This window comes from Comamonas humi, from assembly GCF_054782535.1.
The window spans coordinates 100,882-121,410 of the sequence record NZ_BAAGSH010000010.1 but is presented as its reverse complement, the minus strand read 5'-3'; the positions used below and the strand labels follow the sequence as shown (position 1 = coordinate 121,410).

Sequence of the window (20,529 nt, the reverse complement as noted above, 5' to 3'; positions counted from 1 at the left end):
GCGCTGTTCGCCTGCGCCTTCAACCTGCTGCTGGGCTACACGGGGATGCTGTCGTTCGGCCACGCCGCCTTCTTCGGCGGCGCGGCCTACATCACCGGCCACACCATCAAGGCCTGGGGGCTGACGCCGGAGCTGGGTATTCTGGCCGGCGTCGCGTTCGGCGCGGGCTTGGGCCTGGTCTTCGGCTGGCTCGCCATCCGCCGCCAGGGCATCTATTTCTCGATGATCACGCTGGCGCTGGCGCAGATGCTGTTCTTCGCCTGCCTGCAGATGCCGTTCACCGGCGGCGAGGACGGCCTGCAGGCCGTGCCGCGCGGCAAGCTGTTCGGCGTGCTGAGCCTGGAGAACGACCTGTCCATGTACTACGCCACGCTGGTGGTGGTAGCGCTGGCCTTCCTGCTGATCGTGCGCACCGTGCACTCGCCGTTCGGCCAGGTGCTCAAGGCGATCAAGGAGAACGAGCCGCGCGCCATCTCGCTGGGCTACGACGTGGACCGCTTCAAGCTGCTGGCCTTCGTGATCTCGGCCGCGCTGGCGGGCCTGGCCGGTTCGCTCAAGACCGTGGTGCTGGGCTTCGCCACGCTGACCGATGTGCACTGGACGGCCTCGGGCCAGGTGATCCTGATGACACTGGTGGGCGGCCTGGGCACGCTGTCGGGCCCCATCGTGGGCTCGGCGGTGATCGTGGCGCTGGAGAACAAGATCGGCGACATCGGCACGGCGCTGGCGCGCGTCACCGGCGTGGAGTGGTTCAGCACGCTGGGCGAGTCGGTGACCATCGTCACCGGCCTGATCTTCGTGGTCTGCGTGCTGGCCTTCCGCCGCGGCGTGATGGGCGAGGTGATCGCCTGGTTCGACCGCAAGAAGGCGCACTGATCCGTTGAGGTACCCTGTGGGCCCGGGCGGTGGATGCCGCCCGGGCCTTCTTTGTTTTGGGGTGTGGCCACCGCGGCCGCGCCCGCCATCCAGGAGCCGCCATGCAGGCTGCGCACGCCGATCCGTCCCTCATCGATTCGCCCCAGGCGCTCAAGCGCCTGCTGGTCACGCTGGGCCTGGTCGTGCTGGGCAACAGCAGCATGTACGTGGTGTCGGTGGTGCTGCCCGCGGTGCAGAGCGAGTTCGGCACCGGCCGGGCCAGCGCCTCGCTGCCCTATACGCTGATGATGGTCTGCCTGGGGCTGGGCGGTTTGCTGACCGGGCGGCTGGCCGATCGCCATGGCCTGGCGCCCGTGCTCGGCCTGGGGGCGCTGGCCGTGTTCGGCGGCTTCATCGGCGCCAGCCTGGCGGGCGGCATCGTCGGCTTCGGCCTGGCGCATGCGGTGATGGGCTTCATCGGCGCGTCGGCCACCTTCGCGCCGCTGCTGGCCGACACGGCGCTGTGGTGGAAGCGCCGGCGCGGCATTGCGGTGGCGGTCTGCGCCAGTGGCAACTACATCGCCGGCGCCCTGTGGCCGCCCATCGTGCAGTACGGCATCGACACCGTGGGCTGGCGGCCCACCTACATGGCGCTGGGCACGGTCTGCGGCCTGGGCATGCTCGTGCTGGCGCTGCGCATGCGCCAGCGGCCGCCGGCCATCGGGGCGTCCTTGGCGCCGGCGGCGGCCACGGCGCAGGCTGCGGCGCCGGACCATTCCCGCCCCTTCGGCCTGGCGCCCAACCACGCGATGGCGCTGCTGTGCCTGGCGGGCGTCGCCTGTTGCGTGGCCATGGCCATGCCGCAGGTCCATATCGTGGCCTACTGCACCGACCTGGGCTTCGGAGCCGCGCGCGGCGCGCAGATGCTGTCGCTGATGCTGGCCTGCGGCATCGTCAGCCGCCTGGTCTTCGGGCTGATCTGCGACCGCATCGGCGGCATCCGCACGCTGCTGCTGGGCTCGGCGCTGCAGGGCGTGGCGCTGCTGCTCTTCCTGCCCTACGACGGGATGGTGCCGCTGTTCGTCATCTCGGGGCTGTTCGGCCTGTTCCAGGGCGGCATCGTGCCGACCTACGCCATCATCGTGCGCGAGTACTTTGCGCCGGCCCAGGCGAGCGTGCGGGTGGGCGCCGTCATCATGGCCACGCTGGTGGGCATGGCGCTGGGCGGCTGGCTGTCGGGCTGGATCTTCGATATGACGGGCAGCTACCGCGCCGCCTTCGTCAACGGCATAGGCTGGAACCTGCTGAACCTGTGCATCACTGGCTGGCTGTTCCTGCGCCTGCGCGGCGAGCGGGCCGGGGTGCAGGCCGCCATGCGCTAGCGGTGGTGCTATGGAAAAGGAAGCTGTTGGCGATTGCTATGCAATGAATTCAGTGTGAAATCATTTGGAATTCTTTATACAGCAAGCGCGAGGTGCTCCTGAGTTTGCGAGCATCGCGCTCAGCGGCTGGCCAGGAACTGCGTGATCCGATCCAGTTCTTCATCAAGCGCCTGGCGGAACGGCGCATCGGCGGGACGTTTGCCGGCATAGCCGAAATCGGGCTGGAGCGCGCCCGGCGTCGCCGCGATGTTGGCCCAGCCGATCACCTGGTCGGCCCACAGCAGCGGCAGCGCGTAGTAGCCGAGCTGGCGCTGCGCGGCCGGCGTGTAGGCCTCGAACTTGTAGGTCCAGCCCCAGAGCAGCGCAAAGCGCCGGCGGTCCCAGACCACGGGGTCGAAGGGCGCGAGCAGGCGCACGGTGTCCTGCGGTTCGTGGCGGCGCGAGGCGGGGTTCTCGTCGCCGGGCCAGTACCAGGTGGTGCCGTCGATGCGGCAGCTGGCGAGCTGCTCGCGCGCCAGGCGCAGGGCGAGCTGGGTCTGCTCGGCGAGGTGCGGCGCGCCGTAGCCCAGCAGCCGCGCCAGGTAGGTGAGGCTGGCGGCGGGCAGCGGCGCGTATTTGCGCACCACCAGCTGCAGCAGCGCGGCGGCGCGCTCGGCGCGGGCCGCGGGGCTGTCGTCGGCGGGCGCATGCTCGATGGCGGCATAGACGCGCGTGCCGCTGTCGCGCCGCGCCACGCGCAGCAGGCCACGGTAGTGCAGGCCGTCGAGCAGCTGCGTGCTGGCGCTGCCGGTGCCGCCCCAGTAGTTCTTGACGCTGCCGTGCGCGAAGTGCTGTTCGACCTGGCGCGGATGCACCGGGCCGTGCTCGCGCACGTAGGCCAGCACGTCGGCGGCCTTGGCCGTGGTGGCAGCGTCCCAGGCGCGGCGGGCCTGGCGCGGGTGCAGCAGCGCCAGGTGCTCGCGCGGCACGAAACCGTAGTTGACCAGGCAGTCCTCCTCGATGGCCAGCCGGGGGTAGCGGGCTTCCAGGTCGCCGGCGCGGTAGTCCTTGACGCGGTGGCGCAGCGTGAGGTCCTGCGCACGCGCCGGGGCGCGGATCGGGTCGGCCTGCACGAAGCCGAGGCGGCGCACGGCCTGCATCAGCGTGGTGGGTGCGAACAGCGTGCGCGCCACCGCGTAGCGGCGCAGCTGTTCGAGTGTAGGCGCTCTCATGCCTGCAGGTGCTGAATCTGTAGCTGTTGTGTGGCCGCATCCAGCCACTGCGCCAGCGCATCGGGCGCATCGCAGGCGATGGCGCGGCGCTGGGGCATGCTGCGCAGCCAGGTGACCTGGCGCTTGGCGAGCTGGCGCGTGGCGGCGATGCCGCGCTCGCGCATCTCGGCCCACAGCGGCGGCGGCACGTCGGACTCGGTCTGCACCTGGATGCCCTGCGCCGCGCAGGCGTCGAGCATCTCCCACATCTGGCGGTAGCCCACGCAGCGCATCGAGGGCAGGCCAAGATGCAGCTGCTCGTCCTTGCGCAGCGCCAGCACCTCTTGCAGAAGGCCCTGCTGCAGCATGGTGTCGTAGCGCAGCGCGATACGCCCGTGCAGCCAGGCGCGGTCGTCCGGCTCCAGGCTGAAGAGGGCGAAGCCGGGCGCCAGGCGCAGCAGCGGCGAGGCGTTCTGGTCGCGGGTGTGGAAGCTCGACAGCGGCCGGCCGGTGCTGCGCCAGACCTCGAGCGCGCGCTGGATGCGCTGGCTGTCGGCCGGCGCCAGGCGCGCGGCGGTGGCCGGGTCCACCTGGGCGAGCTGCGCATGCAGCGCGGGCCAGCCGAGCTGCGCGGCCTCGGCGTCGATGGCGGCGCGCAGTTCGGGCGAGGCCGAAGGGATGTCGTCGATGCCGTCGATCAGCGCCTTGAAGTACAGCATGGTGCCGCCCGCCAGCAGGCTGACGGCGCCGCGGCGGTGGATGTCCTCGATCAGCGCCAGCGCGTCGCGCACGAACTCGGCGGCGCTGTACGACTCGCGCGGGCTGCGGATGTCGAGCAGGTGGTGCGGGATGCCGGCCTGCTCCTCGCGCGTGGGCTTGGCCGTGCCCACGTCCATGCCGCGGTAGACCAGGGCCGAGTCCACGCTGATGACCTCCACCGGCAGCCGCGGCGCGAGCCGCCGAGCCAGCGCGATGGCGGCGCCGGTCTTGCCGGACGCGGTGGGGCCGGCCAGGCCTATGCACAGGGGGGCGGAGGAGGGTGTCAAGGTGTTTTGAATGAAATCGGCTTCAAAGGCATATGGGGTGAGCGCAAGCAGCTATCAAAATAGAAGCTCTGCATTGCACCCGCAGCGCGAGTGTAGAACGAAAAAGGGAGCCCGAAGGCTCCCTGTGTGCAGCGCTTGCAGCGGTGCGGGCTGGCTTACAGCACGCCCTGGGCCAGCATGGCGTCGGCCACCTTGACGAAGCCGGCGATGTTGGCGCCGTCGATGTAGCTCACCGTGCCGTCCTCGCGCTTGCCGTGCTTCAGGCACGCGGCGTGGATGCCTTGCATGATCTGCAGCAGGCGGGCGTCGACTTCGTCGCGCGTCCACGACAGGCGCATGGCGTTCTGGCTCATCTCTAGGCCCGAGGTGGCCACGCCGCCGGCGTTCGATGCCTTGCCGGGCGCGTACAGCACGCCGGCAGCCTCGAAGGCCTTGGCGGCCTCGATGGTCGAGGGCATGTTCGCGCCTTCGGCCACGCACAGCACGCCGTTGGCGATCAGGGTCTTGGCGTCGGCTTCATCCAACTCGTTCTGCGTGGCGCAGGGCAGGGCCACGTCGGCCTTGATGTGCCACGGGGTCTTGCCGGCGATGAATTCCACGCCCGGCACCTTGGCGGCGTAGTCGTTCACGCGGCCGTAGAGGTGGTTCTTTACGTCCATCAGGATGGCCAGCTTCTCGGGCGTGAAGCCGTCCTTGTCGTACACCGTGCCCGACGAGTCGGACACCGTCACCACCTTGGCGCCCAGCTCCATGGCCTTCTCGACCGCGTACTGCGCCACGTTGCCCGAGCCCGAGACGGACACGGTCTTGCCGGCGAACGACTGGCCGCGCGTGGCCAGCATCTCTTGCGCGAAGTACACCGTGCCGTAGCCGGTGGCCTCGGGGCGGATCAGCGAGCCGCCGAACGACAGGCCCTTGCCGGTGAACACGCTGGCCGAGCTGTTGGCCAGCTTCTTGTACATGCCGGCCATGAAGCCGACCTCGCGGCCGCCCACGCCGATGTCGCCCGCGGGCACGTCGGTGTCGGGGCCCACGTGGCGGAACAGCTCGGTCACGAAGGCCTGGCAGAAGCGCATCACTTCAGCGGGGCTCTTGCCCTTGGGGTCGAAGTCCGAGCCGCCCTTGCCGCCGCCCATGGGCAGCGTGGTCAGCGCGTTCTTGAAGGTCTGCTCGAAGGCCAGGAACTTCAGCACCGACAGCGTGACCGACGGGTGGAAGCGCAGGCCGCCCTTGAAGGGGCCGATGGCCATGCTGTGCTGGATGCGGTAGCCGCGGTTGACCTGCACCTGGCCGTGGTCGTCGGTCCAGCTCACGCGGAAGCTGATCGCGCGCTCGGGCTCCACCAAGCGCTCGAGCAGGCCGTGCTCGGCGTAGCGCGGGTGCTTCTCGATGAAGGGCCACAGGCTCTCCATCACTTCGGTCACGGCCTGCAGGAACTCAGGCTGACCGGGGTTGCGCTGTTCGACATAGCTCAGGAACTGCTCAAGGGACTGGTACTTCATGACGGCAAAGCTCTTTCTTTTCCGGGAAATTCAGAGAAAACCGGATCGTCTCCGGGATGCACAACAGTGGTGCGCAACGCACCAAAACGCATCATTATGCCGAAATGTTATGCCGGCATGCATAGATATTTGCATCAGAAGACTTGCAACCAATCCGTCATGAATGGCCGCATTTCAGGCCAATTTGGTGCGCTGGCTGCACCAAATTGGCCTGTCGGACGGGTGTCAAGCGCGTGACAGCGCCTATTCATTCGCCGCCATCAGGGCCTTTCCGCGGCCGGCTTCCCGGATGCAGTTGCGTGCTTAATAATTGCCTAGGAAGTAATTTCATCTGCCATGATTGACCAAGCAAGTATTTCACCGTCCGAGCCCGACGATGCCCCGGGCACCGGCGCCTGCGCGCCGCCTCCGCTGAATGCCATGGACTACCACTGCTGGCTGATGCGCATCGTCACCGTGATGGCGCGGGCCGAGGTGGACCGGCGCATGGAGCCGCTGGGGCTGACGCAGGCGCAATGGATGCCGGTGCTGCACCTGGCCGCCGGCCGCGCGCAGACCGCGGCCGAGCTGGCGCGCAACTGCATGCAGTCGCCCGGCGCGATGACGCGCATGATCGACCGCCTGGTCGACAAGGGCATCATCGAGCGCGAGCGCTCCACCACCGACCGCCGCGTGGTGCGCTTGCGCCTGACGCCTGAGGGCCAGCGCTGCGCCGTGCAGCTGCCGGACATCGTCAAGGGCGTGAACCAGGACGTGCTGAGCCCGCTGAGCGCCGAGGAGCGCCAGCAGTTCCAGGGCTATTTGCTGCGCGTCTATACCGCGCTGCCGCAGACCGTGCACTGCAATGCCGAGCTGCTGCCCATGAAGCTCAACGCCGACGGCACCTGGCAGGTCGGCTCGCCCTGCGCCGGCCGCAACCCGAATCCAGAGAAGGAAGATTGATGAAGCTCGACAACCCCTTGAAGTCGTGGCCTGCCGTGGGCGCCGTGGCGCTTGCCTGCCTCGCGCTGGCCGGATGCGCCGACATGAGCGGCATCCAGACCACGGCGCAGCTGCGCACGCCCGAGACGCTGGGCCTCGCCGGTCCTTCGCCCGCCGACCAGGCCGCGCAGGTCTCGGCCGTCGACGCGCAGTGGTGGACGCAGCTGGGCGACGAGCGGCTTGACCGCTATGTGGCTGAGGCGCTGGCCGACAGCCCCTCGCTGAAGATCGCCCAGGCGCGCATCGCCAAGGCTGCGGCCGCGGTGCAGTCGGCCCATGCCAACGAGCTGCCCCAGGTCAGCGGCCAGAGCAGCGTCACGCGCCAGCACTTCAGCGCCAACAGCATCTACCCGCCGCCGCTGGGCGGCTCGAACCAGACCCTGGCCTCGGCGCAACTGGATGCCCGCTGGTCGCTGGACCTGTTTGGCAAAGAGCGTGCGCTGCTCGAAGCCGCCGTGGGCGGCGCCCGCGCGGCCGAGGCCGACCGCGATGCTGCGCGCGTGCTGCTGGCCAGCCGCATCGTGCAGACCTATGTGCAGCTGGCCCGGCTGCAGGAGCAGGAGCAGGTGGCCGAGCGCGCGATCGAGCAGCGCAGCGACACGCTCAAGCTGGTGCGCGACCGCTACGACGCCGGCCTGGACACGCGCCTGGAAGTGCGCCAGAGCGAGGGCGGCGTGCCCGAGGCCCGTGTGCAGCTCGCCCAGGTGCGCGAGCAGAAGCAGCTCGCGCGCAACGCGCTGGCCGCCTTGCTCGGCAAGCCGGCCGGTGCGGATGCGATCAGTGCCTCGCCGCTGGCCGCGCTGAAGCTGCCGGCACTGCCGCAGCAGTTGCCCGCCAACCTGCTGGGCCGCCGTGCTGATGTGGTGGCCGCGCGCTGGCGCGTCGAGGCCACGCAGCACGACATCGCCGCGGCCAAGGCGGCGTTCTACCCGGACATCAACCTCACGGCCTTCGTCGGCCTGTCGAGCCTGGGGCTGGACAATTTCATCCAGGGCAGCAGCCGCCAGTGGGGCGTGGGCCCGGCGCTGAGCCTGCCGATCTTCGACGCCGGGCGGCTGCGCGCCAACCTGCGCGGCAAGTCGGCTGACTACGACGCGGCCGTGGAGAGCTACAACCAGGCGGTGATCGAGGCCGTGCACGACGTGGCCGACCAGCTCGTCGGCGTGAAGTCGGCGCTGGCGCAGCAGGACGACCAGGGCGCCGCGGCGCAGGCCGCGCAGGGCGCCTACGAACTGGCCCGCCAGCGCTACGCCGCCGGGCTGGGCACCTACCTCAACGTGCTGTCGGCCGAAACCAATGTGCTGCAGCAGCGCCGCCTGGCGGTGGACCTGCAGGCCCGCATCCTCACCAGCCATGCCGCGCTGGCCCAGGCGCTGGGCGGCGGCTACGTCGACGCTGCTCCTGCCACGGCTCAGGTGGCCGCACACGGCAACTAAAGGCGGCTGACGGCATCCGCGAATCCATCCATAACTTTGCAAAAAACACTTCGCACGGAATCCAACATGTCCAACAACGCATCGAACCCCGCCAGCCCGGCAGCCGCTCCCGCATCGGAGCCGCCGAGCCGCAAGAAATGGCTGGTGCGCCTGACCGCGCTGGTCGTGATCGCCGGCGCCGCCTACGGCGCCTACGACTGGGTGGTCAGCAGCCACTTCGAGGAAACCGACAACGCCTACGTGCAGGGCAACATCGTGCAGATCACGCCGCAGACCGCGGGCACGGTGCAGGCCATCATGGCCGACGAGACCGACTACGTGAAGGAAGGCCAGGTGCTGGTGCGGCTCGATCCGGCCGATGCCAACGTGGCCTTCGAGCAGGCCCGGGCCAACCTGGCCCAGGCCGTGCGCCAGGTGCGCACGCTGTACGTGAACAACGGCTCGCTGAACGCGCAGATCGCGCTGCGCGAGGCCGAGGTGACCAAGGCCCGCAACGACGTGGACCGCGCGGCCAGCGACTTGAAGCGCCGCCAGTCCCTGTCGGGCAACGGCGCGGTGTCGAAGGAGGAGCTGAGCCACGCGCAAAGCCAGGCCGATGCCGCCAAGGCCGCGCTGGCGGCCGCGCAGGCCGCCGTGAAGACCGCGCGCGAGCAGCTCGCCAGCAACCAGTCGCTGACCGATGGCATCGCCATCCCCGACCATCCGAACGTGCAGGCCGCCGCGGCCAAGCTGCGCGAGGCCTACCTCGCCCAGCAGCGCTCGGCCCTGGTCTCGCCGGTGGACGGCGTGGTGGGCAAACGCCCGGTGCAGGTGGGCCAGCGCGTGGCACCCGGCACGCCGCTGATGACGGTGGTGCCCATGCATGCGCTGTGGGTGGAGGCCAACTTCAAGGAAAACCAGCTGCGCAACCTGCGCCTGGGCCAGCCGGCCAAGCTGGTGGCCGACCTGTACGGCAAGAAGGTGGAGTACACCGGCACCATTGAGGGCCTCGGCGTGGGCACGGGCGCGGCCTTCTCGCTGCTGCCGGCGCAGAACGCCACCGGCAACTGGATCAAGGTGGTGCAGCGCGTGCCGGTGCGCATCGCGCTCGACCCCAAGCAGCTCGACGAGCACCCGCTGCGCGTGGGCCTGTCGATGCTGGTGGACGTGGACATCCGCAACCAGGACGGCAAGCTGCTGGCCGAAGTGCCGCGCAAGGAGCCGCTGGCCCAGACCAGCGTGTACACCGCGCAGGACAAGGGCGCCGACGCCGTGATCGCCCAGGTGATCGCTGACAACGCGGGCAAGCGCCTGTAAGCGCGCGGGCGGAAAGCATATGGCTTCTCCCAACCAGGCTGCGCTGCCGCATCCGCCGCTCGAAGGCTCGGCGCGTGCGCTGGGCACGGTGGCGCTGTCGGCCGCCGTGTTCATGAACGTGCTCGACTCGTCGATCGCCAACGTCTCGCTGCCCGCCATCGCGGGCGACCTGGGCGTCAGCACCAACCAGGGCACCTGGGTCATCACCAGCTTTGCGGTGGCCAATGCGGTCTCGGTGCCGCTGACCGGCTGGCTGTCGATGCGCTTTGGCCAGGTGCGGCTGTTCATGCTCAGCGTGCTGCTGTTCGTGGTCTCGTCTTGGCTGTGCGGCCTGGCGCCGAACATGACGCTGCTGATCGCCTTCCGCGTGCTGCAGGGCTTCGTCGCGGGGCCGATGATCCCGTTGTCGCAGTCGCTGCTGCTGGCCAGCTACCCCAAGGCCATGGCGGGCACGGCCATGGCCTTCTGGTCGATGACCACGCTGATCGCACCGGTGATGGGGCCGCTGCTGGGCGGCTGGATCACCGACAACATGAGCTGGCCGTGGATCTTCTACATCAACATCCCGGTGGGCGTGCTGGCCGTGGTGGCCACCTGGAGCATCTTCCGCCACCGCGACACGCCGCGCCAGTCGCTGCCCATCGACGGCATCGGCCTCGGGCTGCTGGTGGTGTGGGTGTCGGCCATGCAGATCATGCTCGACATCGGCAAGGAGCACGACTGGTTCCAGTCGGCCCTGGTGGTGGGCTGTGCGGCGGTGGCCACGGTCGGCTTCCTGTACTTCCTGGTCTGGGAGCTGGGCGACAAGCACCCGGTGGTGGACCTGCGCCTGTTCAAGAACCGCAACTTCTGGGCCGGCACGCTGGCCATCTCGGTGGGCTACGGGCTGTTCTTCGGCAACGTGGTGCTGCTGCCGCTGTGGCTGCAGCAGTTCATGGGCTACACCGCCACCGACGCCGGCATGGTGATGGCGCCGGTGGGCCTGCTGGCCATCGTGCTGTCGCCGGTGGTGGGCAAGACCATCCACAAGGTCGACCCGCGCCGCTACGCCACGGCGGCCTTCCTGGTGTTCGCGCTGGTGCTGTGGATGCGTTCGCGCTTCAGCACCCAGGTGGACCTGGGCACGATCATGATCCCCACCATCATCCAGGGCGTGGCCATGGCCGGCTTCTTCATCCCGCTGATGACGCTGACGCTCAGCGAGATCCCGCCCGAGAAGATGGCCAGCGCCTCGGGGCTGTCGAACTTCGTGCGCATCACCTGCGGCGCCGTGGGCACCTCGATCTCGACCACGCTGTGGGAGCGGCGCGCCAGCCTGCACCACGCGCAGCTGACCGAGCACATCAGCCTGGGCGACGGCCCCACGCAGCTCGCGCTGAACGGCCTGCAGGCCGCCGGCCTGAGCCAGCAGCAGGCACTGGCTCAGATCGACCGCATGGTCAACCAGCAGGCTTTCATGCTCGCGGCCAACGACATCTTCTGGGCCTCGGCCATGCTGTTCCTGTTGCTGATCCCGCTGGTGTGGCTGGCCCACCGCGGCGGCAGCGGTGGCGCGGATGCGGCCTCGGCTGCGCATTGACGGGATTTTTATACTGCAAAAAAGAGAGCTGCTGGCGCTCAATATAAAAGGACTTCAGATGGTTTTCCATCTGAAGTCCTTTTGCATCAAGCGCCAGGCGCTCCTATATTTGCAGGGCTGAAATACTCAATCCAGCCGTATCGAGCCGCGCAGCCGCTGGTTGATGTAATCCACCAGCCACAGCAGGCTGCCGCGCCAGAAGCCATGCAGCCGCGCCTGGTGGCTGCGGTACAGCATCACGTGGCTGAGCTGCGCCAGGCGCCCCTGGATGGTCGTGCCCTCCAGAAAGCCGAACTGGCCCAGCGACGCGAAGGCGTCATATTCGCCCAGCGACACGACGGCGCCGAAGTTGCGGTTCTTGAAGTCCGGGATCGGCTTGCCCTGCAGCATGGCGCCGGGCAGATAGCGGATCAGGTGCTGCGCCTGCTGGTGCGCGACCTGCGCCGTCGGTCCCAGCGGGCGCTGCATGCCCGGCAGCGTGAGGCTGGCGCAGTCGCCCACCGCGTAGATGCGCGGATCGTTTGTGGTCTGCAGCGAGGGCTGCACCACCAGCTGGTTGTTGGGGCTGGTGGCCAGGCCGTCGAGCCGCGTCAGGAAGTCCGGCGCCTTGACGCCCGCGGCCCACACCGGCAGCGACACCGGAATGCGCTCGCCACTTTTCAGCACGAAACCCTCGGCATCCACCGCACCCACGAAGGCCTCCGTCAGCACGCGGATGCCCAGCGCCTCCAGCCGCGTGCGGGTGGCGGCCGAGATGTCCTCGGGAAACGCCGCCAGCAGGCGCGGCCCGCTCTCCACCAGCGTGACGGTCACATGCTCGCGCAGCCCATGCGCGCCATAGCCCACGCTGCTCTCCACCAGCTGCACCAGTTCGGCCGCCAGCTCCACGCCCGTGGCCCCGCCGCCGACGATGCCTATGCGCAGCTTGGACTGCTGCGATAGGCACTGCAGCAGGCGCAGCCGCACCTCGTCGTGGAAGGCGTCGGCCTGCTGGCGCGAGTCGATGCGGTAGCAGTGCTCGGCGGCGCCGGGCGTGCCGAAATCGTTGGCCTCGCTGCCGATGGCGATGACCAGGGTGTCGTAGCTCAGCTCGCGCGCCGGGATCAGCAGCCGGCCGTCGGGCGCATACAGCGGCGCCAGCCGGATCTCGCGCGTTGTGCGGTTCAGCCCCTCGAGCGCACCCGGCTGGAAGGTGAAGCCCGCCTGCCGCGCCTGCGCCAGGAAGGCGGTCTGCTGCTGCGAGATGTCGCTGGTGCCGGCCGCGATCGTGTGCAGCATGGGCTTCCACACGTGGGCCGAATCGCTGTCCACGAGGATCACGTCGAGCGCGCCCCGCAGGCGCCGCTGGCGCGCCAGCGTGCTGGTGATCTCCAGCCCGGCGACGCCGCCTCCGACGATCACCAGACGATGCGATGGGGGCTTGCCGCTCATGGAATTTCTCCTGGGATTGCAGTGTCCTGGCGAGGATAGCGCATCCCGCACCCCTGGCCGGCCAGGGCGCGCAAACCAGGTGCCGAAGTGCATCCGATTAGTACAAATGTCCCATGGACATTGTTAATAAGCCTATCTAAGCTTCACATTCGTTTGGTTACATATATCAAAAGCATAGCGGCCAGACATGGCTGCATCAGCACCGTTAGTTGATCCGATCCGGAAAGCAAGGCAGGTGCAGCGGGAGTGCAGGACATTTTTGTTTGCACTCTGTCTCAAAAAACACAAATTGATCTATTTGATGTTGGCGTTTCACCGAATGTCGACTGATTCAAATTGATTGGTTATCGACAAAAGGTATCTGAATCCATGCAAACCAAACCACCAACAGGCATGAGCGCGCCAGGGCGTTCAGGGTTGAGGCGGAAAGCAGCCAGCATGGCTTGCCTGGCGGGCCTGGCCTGCGCTGGAGCGGTGCATGCGCAGGGCTACACGGTGCCGGCCGAGACCACGTTCACGTGGGACGGGGCCATGAACCTGCAATGCGGGGACCTGATCGTCAACGGCACGCTGAACGCGAACGGCGCCACGTTCCAGAGCGTGAACAAGATCATCATCGGCGCGGGCGGGGTGCTCAATGCGGGCAACGCGAGCTTCGATGCGGCCCAGAGCAATGTGCAGAACAACGGCACCTTCAACCGGGGCACCAGCACCTTCGTGCCATCGCCCACCTGCGGCGGCAGCAACGTGCCGACCGAGCCGCGGGCAGCCACGCCGGTGCCGGCCAACAGCCCGCTGGGCCTGGCGCTAATGGGCCTGCTGCTGGGCGCAGCCCCGCTGGCGCGGCGCTGGCTGGGCAAGCGCCGCCAGGCCTGATGCCTCCTCTTTACCGAACACACCGAAATACGCAGGAAACCTCGATCATGAAAAAGCACATCTCCTCTCTTCGCACCGTCAGCCCCTTGCTCGCCAGCCTGCTGGCGTTGGGCGCAGCCCACGCCGCTCCCGCCACCATGTCGGGCACCGACGGGGTGGTGATCCAGCAGGGTTCGACCACCATCACGAGCTTCAGCACGAATGGCGTGACGATTCCTTCGCTGGGGCCGACGGGCGGTTTCGTGAGGGCCGATGGCAGTGGCAAGCTGTCGGTGGATTCGACCGGGCCGGTGGGGCCTACGGGAGCTACGGGAGATCCGGGTGCGCCTGGAGCATCTGGTGCACCCGGTGCACCTGGCCCGCAGGGGGCCACTGGCGATACAGGGCCCATGGGTGATGCGGGCCCCACAGGTGCTACAGGGCCTACTGGTCCTACGGGACCCACTGGCCCGAGCAATGTGCCGGTCCTCGGGAGTTCCGGAGATGATGCAATCAGCGGAGCTTTTGGTTCCCCTGTGACCAGGTATGTCGGTATTGCGAGTTCGGGTAGTTCTTCCGATGCCTACAGCTTTGTGATGCCCGTTGGCGGCACGCTGAAGAATTTGAGCGTTAAGACAAGCAATAACCCTGGTGGTGGTCAATCGTATGCCTTTACCGTGAGGGTAAATGGTGTCGATACCTCCATGCAATGCGCCATCAGCGGTAGCGCGACTTCTTGCTCGCATGCAGTCAATTCGGCTCCGATTGCTGCGGGCCAAGCCATCAGCCTCAAGGCGGTTGCATCCGGTTTGGCTGATGTCACGAGAATCACCTCTTGGACGCTGCTGCTCACTCAACCCTGACAGGTGGAGCAGACCGTAAGGCCTGCTCTGCCTAGTCTTGCCACCATGCCGCCTTGTGCGGCATTTTTCTTGCAGCCACGGTGAGTTTCTTGCAGACACCGCTCTGCTAACTCCCGGGGGATAGCAGTCAACCAATTGGCCTCAGCCCGGCTTGCGGGATACCTATGTCCCAAACCACGGTTGGGCTCGCAGCCTTGGTTAATTGGCGAATCGTCGACCCAGGCCGTGGGCGAGCGAATAGCTGCCAGCCCGTGCGCGGCCTGGATCAAGCCCGTTGCACCAGCCTGAGACTAGTACATCTGTGCCATAGACAGCCGGGATTGCGGCCTCTAAGCTTCGAATGCGCTTGGTTACATATTTCAATAAATGTAGCAATCAGTGCTTCCTACATCGGGATCAACCGTCGATTCGAACCAAAAGAATGCAGGCGATTTCGGTGTCTAGGAGCAATTTGTTATCTAAATGTCATTAAATTAACAATTTGTTCCAAATTTAAGAAATCGCGCTAGAATGCAATTGTGTTGATTTGTTAAATTATTAACAGAAGGTAAACTTCACCATGCGAAGCAGGCACTCAGGAGGGGCGGGTATGCCCAAGCGATCGGGAAGGGTGGGCCGACAGGCTGCCTGTTTGGTCTGGATGGCGGGCCTGGCCTGTGCAGGCGCGGTGCACGCGCAGGGCTACACGGTGCCGGCCGAGACCACGTTCACGTGGGACGGGGCCATGAACCTGCAATGCGGGGACCTGATCGTCAACGGCACGCTGAACGCCAACGGCGCCACGTTCCAGAGCGTGAACAAGATCATCATCGGCGCGGGCGGGGTGCTCAATGCGGGCAACGCGAGCTTCGATGCGGCCCAGAGCAATGTGCAGAACAACGGCACCTTCAACCGGGGCACCAGCACCTTCGTGCCATCGCCCACCTGCGGCGGCAGCAACGTGCCGACACAGCCGCCGGTGGCCACGCCGGTGCCGGCCAACAGCCCGCTGGGCCTGGCGCTGATGGGCCTGCTGCTGGGCGCAGCCCCGCTGGCGCGGCGCTGGCTGGGCAAGCGCCGCCAGGCCTGATGCCTCCTCTTTACCGAACACACCGAAATACGCAGGAAACCTCGATCATGAAAAAGCACATCTCCTCTCTTCGCACCGTCAGCCCCTTGCTCGCCAGCCTGCTGGCGTTGGGCGCAGCCCATGCCGCTCCCGCCACCATGTCGGGCACCGACGGGGTGGTGATTCAGCAGGGCTCGACCACCATCACCAGCTTCAGCACGAATGGCGTGGTGGTGCCGTCGCTGTCGGCGGGCGGGTTTGTGAAGGCCGATGGCACGGGCAAGCTGTCGGTGGATGCCGGCCCCACGGGCGGAACGGGTCCCACGGGAGCTACGGGGCCTGCAGGGCCGACGGGTGCCACTGGCGCAACCGGCCCCACCGGGCCGACAGGGGCCACGGGCGCGACGGGTGCTACCGGAGCAACGGGTGCCGGCGGAACAGGATCCACTGGTGCAACGGGTGCAACGGGTGCAACGGGTGCAACAGGGGCCACCGGAGCAACTGGTCCCGCTGGGGCAACGGGTGCAACGGGTGCAGCAGGCCCTGCCGGTGCAACAGGCCCGGCCGGTGCAACGGGCGCTACTGGCCCGATCGGTGCCACGGGGGCCGCCGGTGCTACTGGCGTAGCAGGTCCTGCCGGTGCAACAGGGTCTACCGGCGCAACGGGTCCTGCCGGTACCACAGGCTCCGCCGGTCCCACGGGTGCTACGGGTCCGATCGGTGCCACGGGGGCTACCGGTCCTGCAGGGGCGAATGGCGCGGTGGGTGCCGTTGGTCCGCAAGGCGTGCCAGGTGCTCCAGGCGCGCAAGGTCCGAAGGGGGACACTGGCGGGATTGGCCCGACGGGAGCCACGGGCCCGACCGGCCCTTCTGGTTCGGTCGCCAGTTCGGCGGTGGTTTACAAGAACAACACTGTGAGCACCGGCACTAATCCGAAGTCGAGCAGTGTGGCGTGCGATGCCGGCTACAAGGTCATTGGTGGTGGTGCGACCACGGGCGAGGACAATACGTACATCACGGACAGTTATCCTGATTCTGGCAGCAATGCTTGGATTACTACGCTTACCCGAAGCTTTGGTTCCGGCAACTGGTCCGTGACTTACCATGCGGTATGCCTGAAGGTCCAGTAAGATCGTTCACACTCAGGAAGACCCCGCGCTCCGGGGTCTTTTTTTATGTCTATTTCATACGCCTGCAGGATTTGCGGGCCATCGGTGCCATGCCTTCTCGCCCCCGCATCTGCCTGAACATGATCGTCAAGGACGAAAGCGCCGTCATCGAGCGCTGCCTGTCCTTGGTGCGCCCCTACGTAGACTCCTGGGTGATCGTGGATACCGGTTCCAGCGACGACACCATGGCCAGGATCGAGGCGGCGATGGCGGGCATTCCCGGCAAACTGCACCAACGGCCCTGGCGCGACTTCGGCCACAACCGCAGCGAGGCAGCGGCGCTGGCCTATGCGTCTGGCGCGGACTACCTGCTGTTCATGGATGCGGACGACAGCTTTGTGCCGCAGCCTGGGTTTGCCTGGCCCGCGCTGGATGCCGATGCCTATGCGCTGATGCTGGTGTCGGAGCAGATGCAGTACACCCGCTCTGCTTTGGTCTCGACCCGGCTGCAGTGGCGCTGGGTCGGGGTGTTGCACGAGTACCCTGACTCCACGCCGCCGGCAGCTTCGACCCCGTTGCTGGAGGGCCTGCACATCCTGAGCACCCGGGAGGGCGCGCGCTCACGCGACCCGGACAAGTACAAGAAGGACGCCGCCGTGCTGCGCGCGGCGCTGCAGCGCGAACCGGACAATGCACGCTATGCCTTCTACATGGCGCAAAGCCTGCGCGATGCCGGTGAATTGCAACAGGCGCTCGAAGCCTACCGCCAGCGCATGGCCATGGGGGGCTGGTATGAAGAGCAGTGGCGTGCCGCGCTGGAGGCCGCACGGCTTGAAGAGCGCCTGGGCAGCCCGCTTGCCGTGGTGCAACAAAGCTATCTGGCCGCGTTCGAGCTGCGCGTGCAGCGTGCCGAACCGCTGGTTGATCTGGCCCGGGTGATGCGGGGCCAGCAGCGTTTCGCGCTCGCTTATCTGTACGCCGGCCAGGCCTGTAAGTTGCCCATGCCGGACGACCGCCTGTTCGTCGAGAAGGCCGGTTATCACTGGATGCGCTGGGACGAGCTGTCGATTGCCGCCTACTACGTGGGCGAATACCAGGAGAGCCTGCGCCTGTGCGAGCAACTGCTCGCCAATCCGGTGCTGCCCGAATCGCAGCGTGCCCGGGTGGAGGCAAACCGGCAGTTTGCGCTGGGCCAGCTAGCGCCCGCGCAGAAATAATCCATCCAGCTCCCGCATACTCAGCTGCCGCCAGGTCGGCCGCCCATGGTTGCACTGGTCCGAGCGCTCGGTGCGCTCCATGTCGCGCAGCAGGGCGTTCATTTCGTCGATGGTGAGCTGGCGATTGGCGCGCACCGCGCCGTGGCAGGCCATGGTGGCGAGGATTTCGTTCTGCGCGCGCTGCACCACGGTGCTGGCGTCGTGCTGGGCCAGTTCGGCCAGCACGTTGCGCGCCAGTTCCACCGGGTTGCCCTGGGCCAGCGTGGTGGGCGTGGCGCGCACGGCCAGGGTCTTGGGCGAGAAGGGGGCGATCTCCAGCCCCAGCTGCAGCAGCGTGGCCTGGTGCTCTTCGGCGCAGGCCACTTCTTGCGGCGTGGCGGCGAAGGTGGCGGGGATCAGCAGCGGCTGGCTGGCGATGGCGTTGTCGCCCTGCATCTGGCCCTTGAGCCGCTCGTAGACGATGCGCTCGTGCGCGGCATGCATGTCCACGATCACCAGGCCCTGGGCGTTCTCGGCCAGGATGTAGACGCCGTGGATCTGTGCCACGGCCCGGCCCAGCGGCCAGGGTTCGGCGGCAGCCGATGATGCAGCTGCCGGTGCCGGGATGGTTGGCTGCGGGTCCACGCTCCAAGAGGCCGCTGGCTCCTGCGCGGCAGGGGCGAGTGCTGGCGCAGACGTCGGGGCCGCAGCCACGGGCGTGCCCCACAGCACGGCGGCTTGATCCAATGCCAGGCGCGAGTCGCTGGCGCGGGGGCTATCAAAATGCATAGCTGTCTGCGCTTGCCAGATGGGCGCTGGAGCCGGATTTGACTCCATATTCACCGGCGCAGCAGCGGCTTCGCCGGCGGCCGCGAGCGCCTGCGCGCGCGGGGCGGCGAGGGCGTTTTCCACGCCGTGGCGCACGGCCTGGTGGACTTCGCGGCTATCGCGGAAGCGCACCTCGATCTTGGTGGGGTGCACGTTCACGTCCACGCGCATCGGGTCGATGCTCAGGTAGAGCGCGTAGACGGGCTGGCGCTGGCCGTGCAGCACGTCCTCGTAGGCGGCGCGGGCGGCATGGGTGAGCACCTTGTCGCGCACGAAGCGGCCATTCACATAGCAGAACTGCTGGTCGGCGCGCGAACGGGCGGCATCGGGCAGGCCGGCGCGGCCGCGCACCACCACCGGGCCGGCGCGGTAGTGCACGGCGATGGACTGCTCCAGAAACTCCTGCCCCAGCACATCGGCCAGGCGGCGCTCCAGCGCGCGGTCGTAGATGGCGTTGCGCTCGGCCTCGTCGCCCTGCAGCTCATCCGGCTGCAGGGTGGCGCGCCACTGTTCCACCAGCTTGCCTTCGTGCCAGATGGCGAAGCCGACCTCGGGCCGGGCCAGCGCATGGCGGCGCACGGCCTCGATGCAGTGGGCCAGCTCGGTCGCGTCGCTCTTGAGGAACTTGCGCCGCGCCGGCGTGCTGAAGAACAGCTCCTTGACCTCCATGGTGGTGCCAACCTGGCGCGCGGCCGGCCGCAGCTCGCCGCTGCGCGCGTCGAGCAGCCAGGCACCGTCCTGGTCGGCCGGACGCGAGAGCACGCCCATTTCGGACACCGAGGCAATGGCGGCCAGCGCCTCGCCGCGAAAGCCCATGGTGGCCACCGATTCCAGGTCGTGCAGGTTGCGGATCTTGCTGGTGGCGTGGCGGCGCAGCGCGATCGCCAGCTCGCCCTGCGGGATGCCGCAGCCGTCGTCCTCCACCGTGATGAGGCGCACGCCGCCGGCCATCAGCCGCACGGTGATGCTGCTGGCGCCGGCGTCGAGCGCGTTGTCCACCAGCTCGCGCACCACCGAGGCGGGGCGCTCCACCACCTCGCCCGCGGCGATCTGGCTGACCAGTTCGTCGGGCAGGTCCTGGATGGGGCGGCGCTCGGCCACGGCCGGCGTGGCAAGATCGGTTTCGGTCGTCATGGAGCGGGATTCTAGAGTAGAGTAGCCAGCCTGCAGCGGCCGTGGATATGCAAAATATGTAGCTGCTGGCGCTTGTCTGTATTGGTTTTGAAGGAGATTTCGTTGGAATATGTTTCGTTGTTGATCGACTTCATCCTGCATGTCGACAAGTACCTGGAGGCTTTTGTCGCGAGCTACGGCATGTGGGTGTATGCGCTGCTGTTCGCCATCGTGTTCGTCGAGACCGGCGTGGTGGTGATGCCCTTCCTGCCGGGCGATTCGCTGCTCTTCATCGTGGGCGCGCTGTGCGGCGCGGGGCTGATGGAGTTCCCGCTGGCGGTGGCGGTACTGCTGGTGGCGGCCTTCCTCGGCGATCAGTGCAACTACCAGATCGGCCACCACCTCGGGCCCAAGGTGTTCCAGTGGGAGAACTCGCGCTGGTTCAACCGCAAGGCCTTCGACAAGGCGCATGCGTTCTACGAGCGCTACGGCGGCATCACCGTGGTGCTGGCGCGCTTCATGCCTTTCATCCGCACCTTTGCGCCTTTCGTGGCGGGCGTGGCGCGCATGAGTCGCGGCAAGTTCGTGGCCTACAACCTCCTGGGTGCGCTGGTCTGGGTGCTGGGCATCTGCACGGCCGGCTACTTCTTCGGCAACCTGCCACTGGTCAAGCAGCACCTGGAAAAGATCATCTGGGGACTGATCCTGATCCCCGGCCTGCTGGCCATCTGGGGCGCCTGGCGCGCGGGCAAGAACGAGAAAACCGCTGCCTGACAGGCAAAAAAGAGGCCAGCATGCTGCTGGCCAAGGAGGGGTTCG

The 20,529-nt window shown here is 67.5% G+C and carries 17 protein-coding genes; 11 read left to right on the top strand and 6 right to left on the bottom strand.

What is annotated here, in order from left to right; all coding sequences use genetic code 11:
• Together ACYVKR_RS13275 and ACYVKR_RS13270 are read left to right on the top strand one after the other, a co-directional pair.
• On the top strand, nucleotides 1-876 hold an 876-nt coding region (locus tag ACYVKR_RS13275; RefSeq protein ID WP_460481384.1), incomplete at its 5' end, for a branched-chain amino acid ABC transporter permease.
• A 101-nt stretch (nucleotides 877-977) separates the two neighbouring features.
• The gene (locus ACYVKR_RS13270) at nucleotides 978-2,237 is read left to right on the top strand and encodes an MFS transporter (RefSeq protein WP_460481383.1); all 1,260 of its coding nucleotides are present in this window, start codon (nucleotides 978-980) and stop codon (nucleotides 2,235-2,237) included.
• Between the two features lie 119 nt (nucleotides 2,238-2,356).
• Here the strand turns inward: ACYVKR_RS13270 and ACYVKR_RS13265 are convergent, their stop codons facing one another.
• From ACYVKR_RS13265 to gdhA, 3 genes are all read right to left on the bottom strand, one after another.
• Nucleotides 2,357-3,448: a winged helix DNA-binding domain-containing protein gene (locus tag ACYVKR_RS13265; protein WP_460481382.1), complete on the bottom strand. Its 1,092-nt coding sequence runs from the start codon at nucleotides 3,446-3,448 to the stop codon at nucleotides 2,357-2,359.
• Entirely contained in the window at nucleotides 3,445-4,473 is a 1,029-nt protein-coding gene (gene miaA, locus ACYVKR_RS13260) for a tRNA (adenosine(37)-N6)-dimethylallyltransferase (protein ID WP_460481381.1), read from the bottom strand. The genes ACYVKR_RS13265 and miaA overlap by 4 nt, the downstream gene beginning before the upstream one ends.
• 155 nt (nucleotides 4,474-4,628) lie before the next feature.
• Nucleotides 4,629-5,975, bottom strand: coding sequence for a glutamate dehydrogenase (gene gdhA / locus ACYVKR_RS13255; RefSeq protein ID WP_460481380.1), 1,347 nt, complete (start codon nucleotides 5,973-5,975; stop codon nucleotides 4,629-4,631).
• Nucleotides 5,976-6,311: 336 nt separating this feature from the next.
• Between gdhA and ACYVKR_RS13250 the strand changes: the two genes are divergently transcribed.
• The 4 genes from ACYVKR_RS13250 (at nucleotide 6,312) to ACYVKR_RS13235 (ending at nucleotide 11,267) form a co-directional block, all read left to right on the top strand.
• A complete protein-coding gene (locus tag ACYVKR_RS13250; protein WP_460481379.1) occupies nucleotides 6,312-6,917 on the top strand; it encodes a MarR family winged helix-turn-helix transcriptional regulator in 606 nt (201 codons plus the stop codon).
• A complete protein-coding gene (locus ACYVKR_RS13245; protein WP_460481378.1) occupies nucleotides 6,917-8,392 on the top strand; it encodes an outer membrane factor lipoprotein domain-containing protein in 1,476 nt (491 codons plus the stop codon). Before ACYVKR_RS13250 ends, ACYVKR_RS13245 begins: the two co-directional genes overlap by 1 nt.
• A gap of 66 nt (nucleotides 8,393-8,458) precedes the next feature.
• Nucleotides 8,459-9,688: an HlyD family secretion protein gene (locus ACYVKR_RS13240; protein WP_460481377.1), complete on the top strand. Its 1,230-nt coding sequence runs from the start codon at nucleotides 8,459-8,461 to the stop codon at nucleotides 9,686-9,688.
• A 19-nt stretch (nucleotides 9,689-9,707) separates the two neighbouring features.
• A complete protein-coding gene (locus ACYVKR_RS13235) occupies nucleotides 9,708-11,267 on the top strand; it encodes an efflux MFS transporter permease (protein ID WP_460481376.1) in 1,560 nt (519 codons plus the stop codon).
• Nucleotides 11,268-11,393: 126 nt separating this feature from the next.
• Here the strand turns inward: ACYVKR_RS13235 and ACYVKR_RS13230 are convergent, their stop codons facing one another.
• Nucleotides 11,394-12,698, bottom strand: a complete 1,305-nt coding sequence (locus ACYVKR_RS13230; RefSeq protein ID WP_460481375.1) for an NAD(P)/FAD-dependent oxidoreductase — start codon at nucleotides 12,696-12,698, stop codon at nucleotides 11,394-11,396.
• Between the two features lie 438 nt (nucleotides 12,699-13,136).
• Between ACYVKR_RS13230 and ACYVKR_RS13225 the strand changes: the two genes are divergently transcribed.
• The 3 genes from ACYVKR_RS13225 (at nucleotide 13,137) to ACYVKR_RS13215 (ending at nucleotide 15,485) form a co-directional block, all read left to right on the top strand.
• Nucleotides 13,137-13,574, top strand: a complete 438-nt coding sequence (locus ACYVKR_RS13225; protein WP_460481374.1) for a hypothetical protein — start codon at nucleotides 13,137-13,139, stop codon at nucleotides 13,572-13,574.
• Nucleotides 13,575-13,621: 47 nt separating this feature from the next.
• Complete coding sequence (locus ACYVKR_RS13220) at nucleotides 13,622-14,416, top strand: collagen-like triple helix repeat-containing protein (RefSeq protein ID WP_460481373.1); 795 nt, start codon at nucleotides 13,622-13,624, stop codon at nucleotides 14,414-14,416.
• Nucleotides 14,417-15,005: 589 nt separating this feature from the next.
• Nucleotides 15,006-15,485: a hypothetical protein gene (locus ACYVKR_RS13215; RefSeq protein ID WP_460481372.1), complete on the top strand. Its 480-nt coding sequence runs from the start codon at nucleotides 15,006-15,008 to the stop codon at nucleotides 15,483-15,485.
• 163 nt (nucleotides 15,486-15,648) lie between these two features.
• Here the strand turns inward: ACYVKR_RS13215 and ACYVKR_RS13210 are convergent, their stop codons facing one another.
• Nucleotides 15,649-15,789, bottom strand: a complete 141-nt coding sequence (locus ACYVKR_RS13210; RefSeq protein ID WP_460481371.1) for a hypothetical protein — start codon at nucleotides 15,787-15,789, stop codon at nucleotides 15,649-15,651.
• Between the two features lie 894 nt (nucleotides 15,790-16,683).
• Here ACYVKR_RS13210 and ACYVKR_RS13205 point away from each other — a divergent pair.
• Nucleotides 16,684-17,790 carry a glycosyltransferase gene (locus tag ACYVKR_RS13205; protein ID WP_460481370.1) on the top strand — a complete coding sequence of 369 codons (1,107 nt, stop codon included), beginning with the start codon at nucleotides 16,684-16,686 and terminating at the stop codon, nucleotides 17,788-17,790.
• On the opposite strand, the gene mutL is transcribed toward ACYVKR_RS13205, so the two are convergent.
• On the bottom strand, nucleotides 17,770-19,731 hold the full coding sequence (gene mutL / locus ACYVKR_RS13200) for a DNA mismatch repair endonuclease MutL (protein WP_460481369.1): 1,962 nt from the start codon (nucleotides 19,729-19,731) through the stop codon (nucleotides 17,770-17,772). The genes ACYVKR_RS13205 and mutL overlap by 21 nt on opposite strands.
• A 102-nt stretch (nucleotides 19,732-19,833) precedes the next feature.
• Between mutL and ACYVKR_RS13195 the strand changes: the two genes are divergently transcribed.
• Nucleotides 19,834-20,484 carry an SNARE-associated domain-containing protein gene (locus ACYVKR_RS13195; protein WP_460481368.1) on the top strand — a complete coding sequence of 217 codons (651 nt, stop codon included), beginning with the start codon at nucleotides 19,834-19,836 and terminating at the stop codon, nucleotides 20,482-20,484.
• The last annotated feature ends 45 nt before the right edge of the window (nucleotides 20,485-20,529 follow it).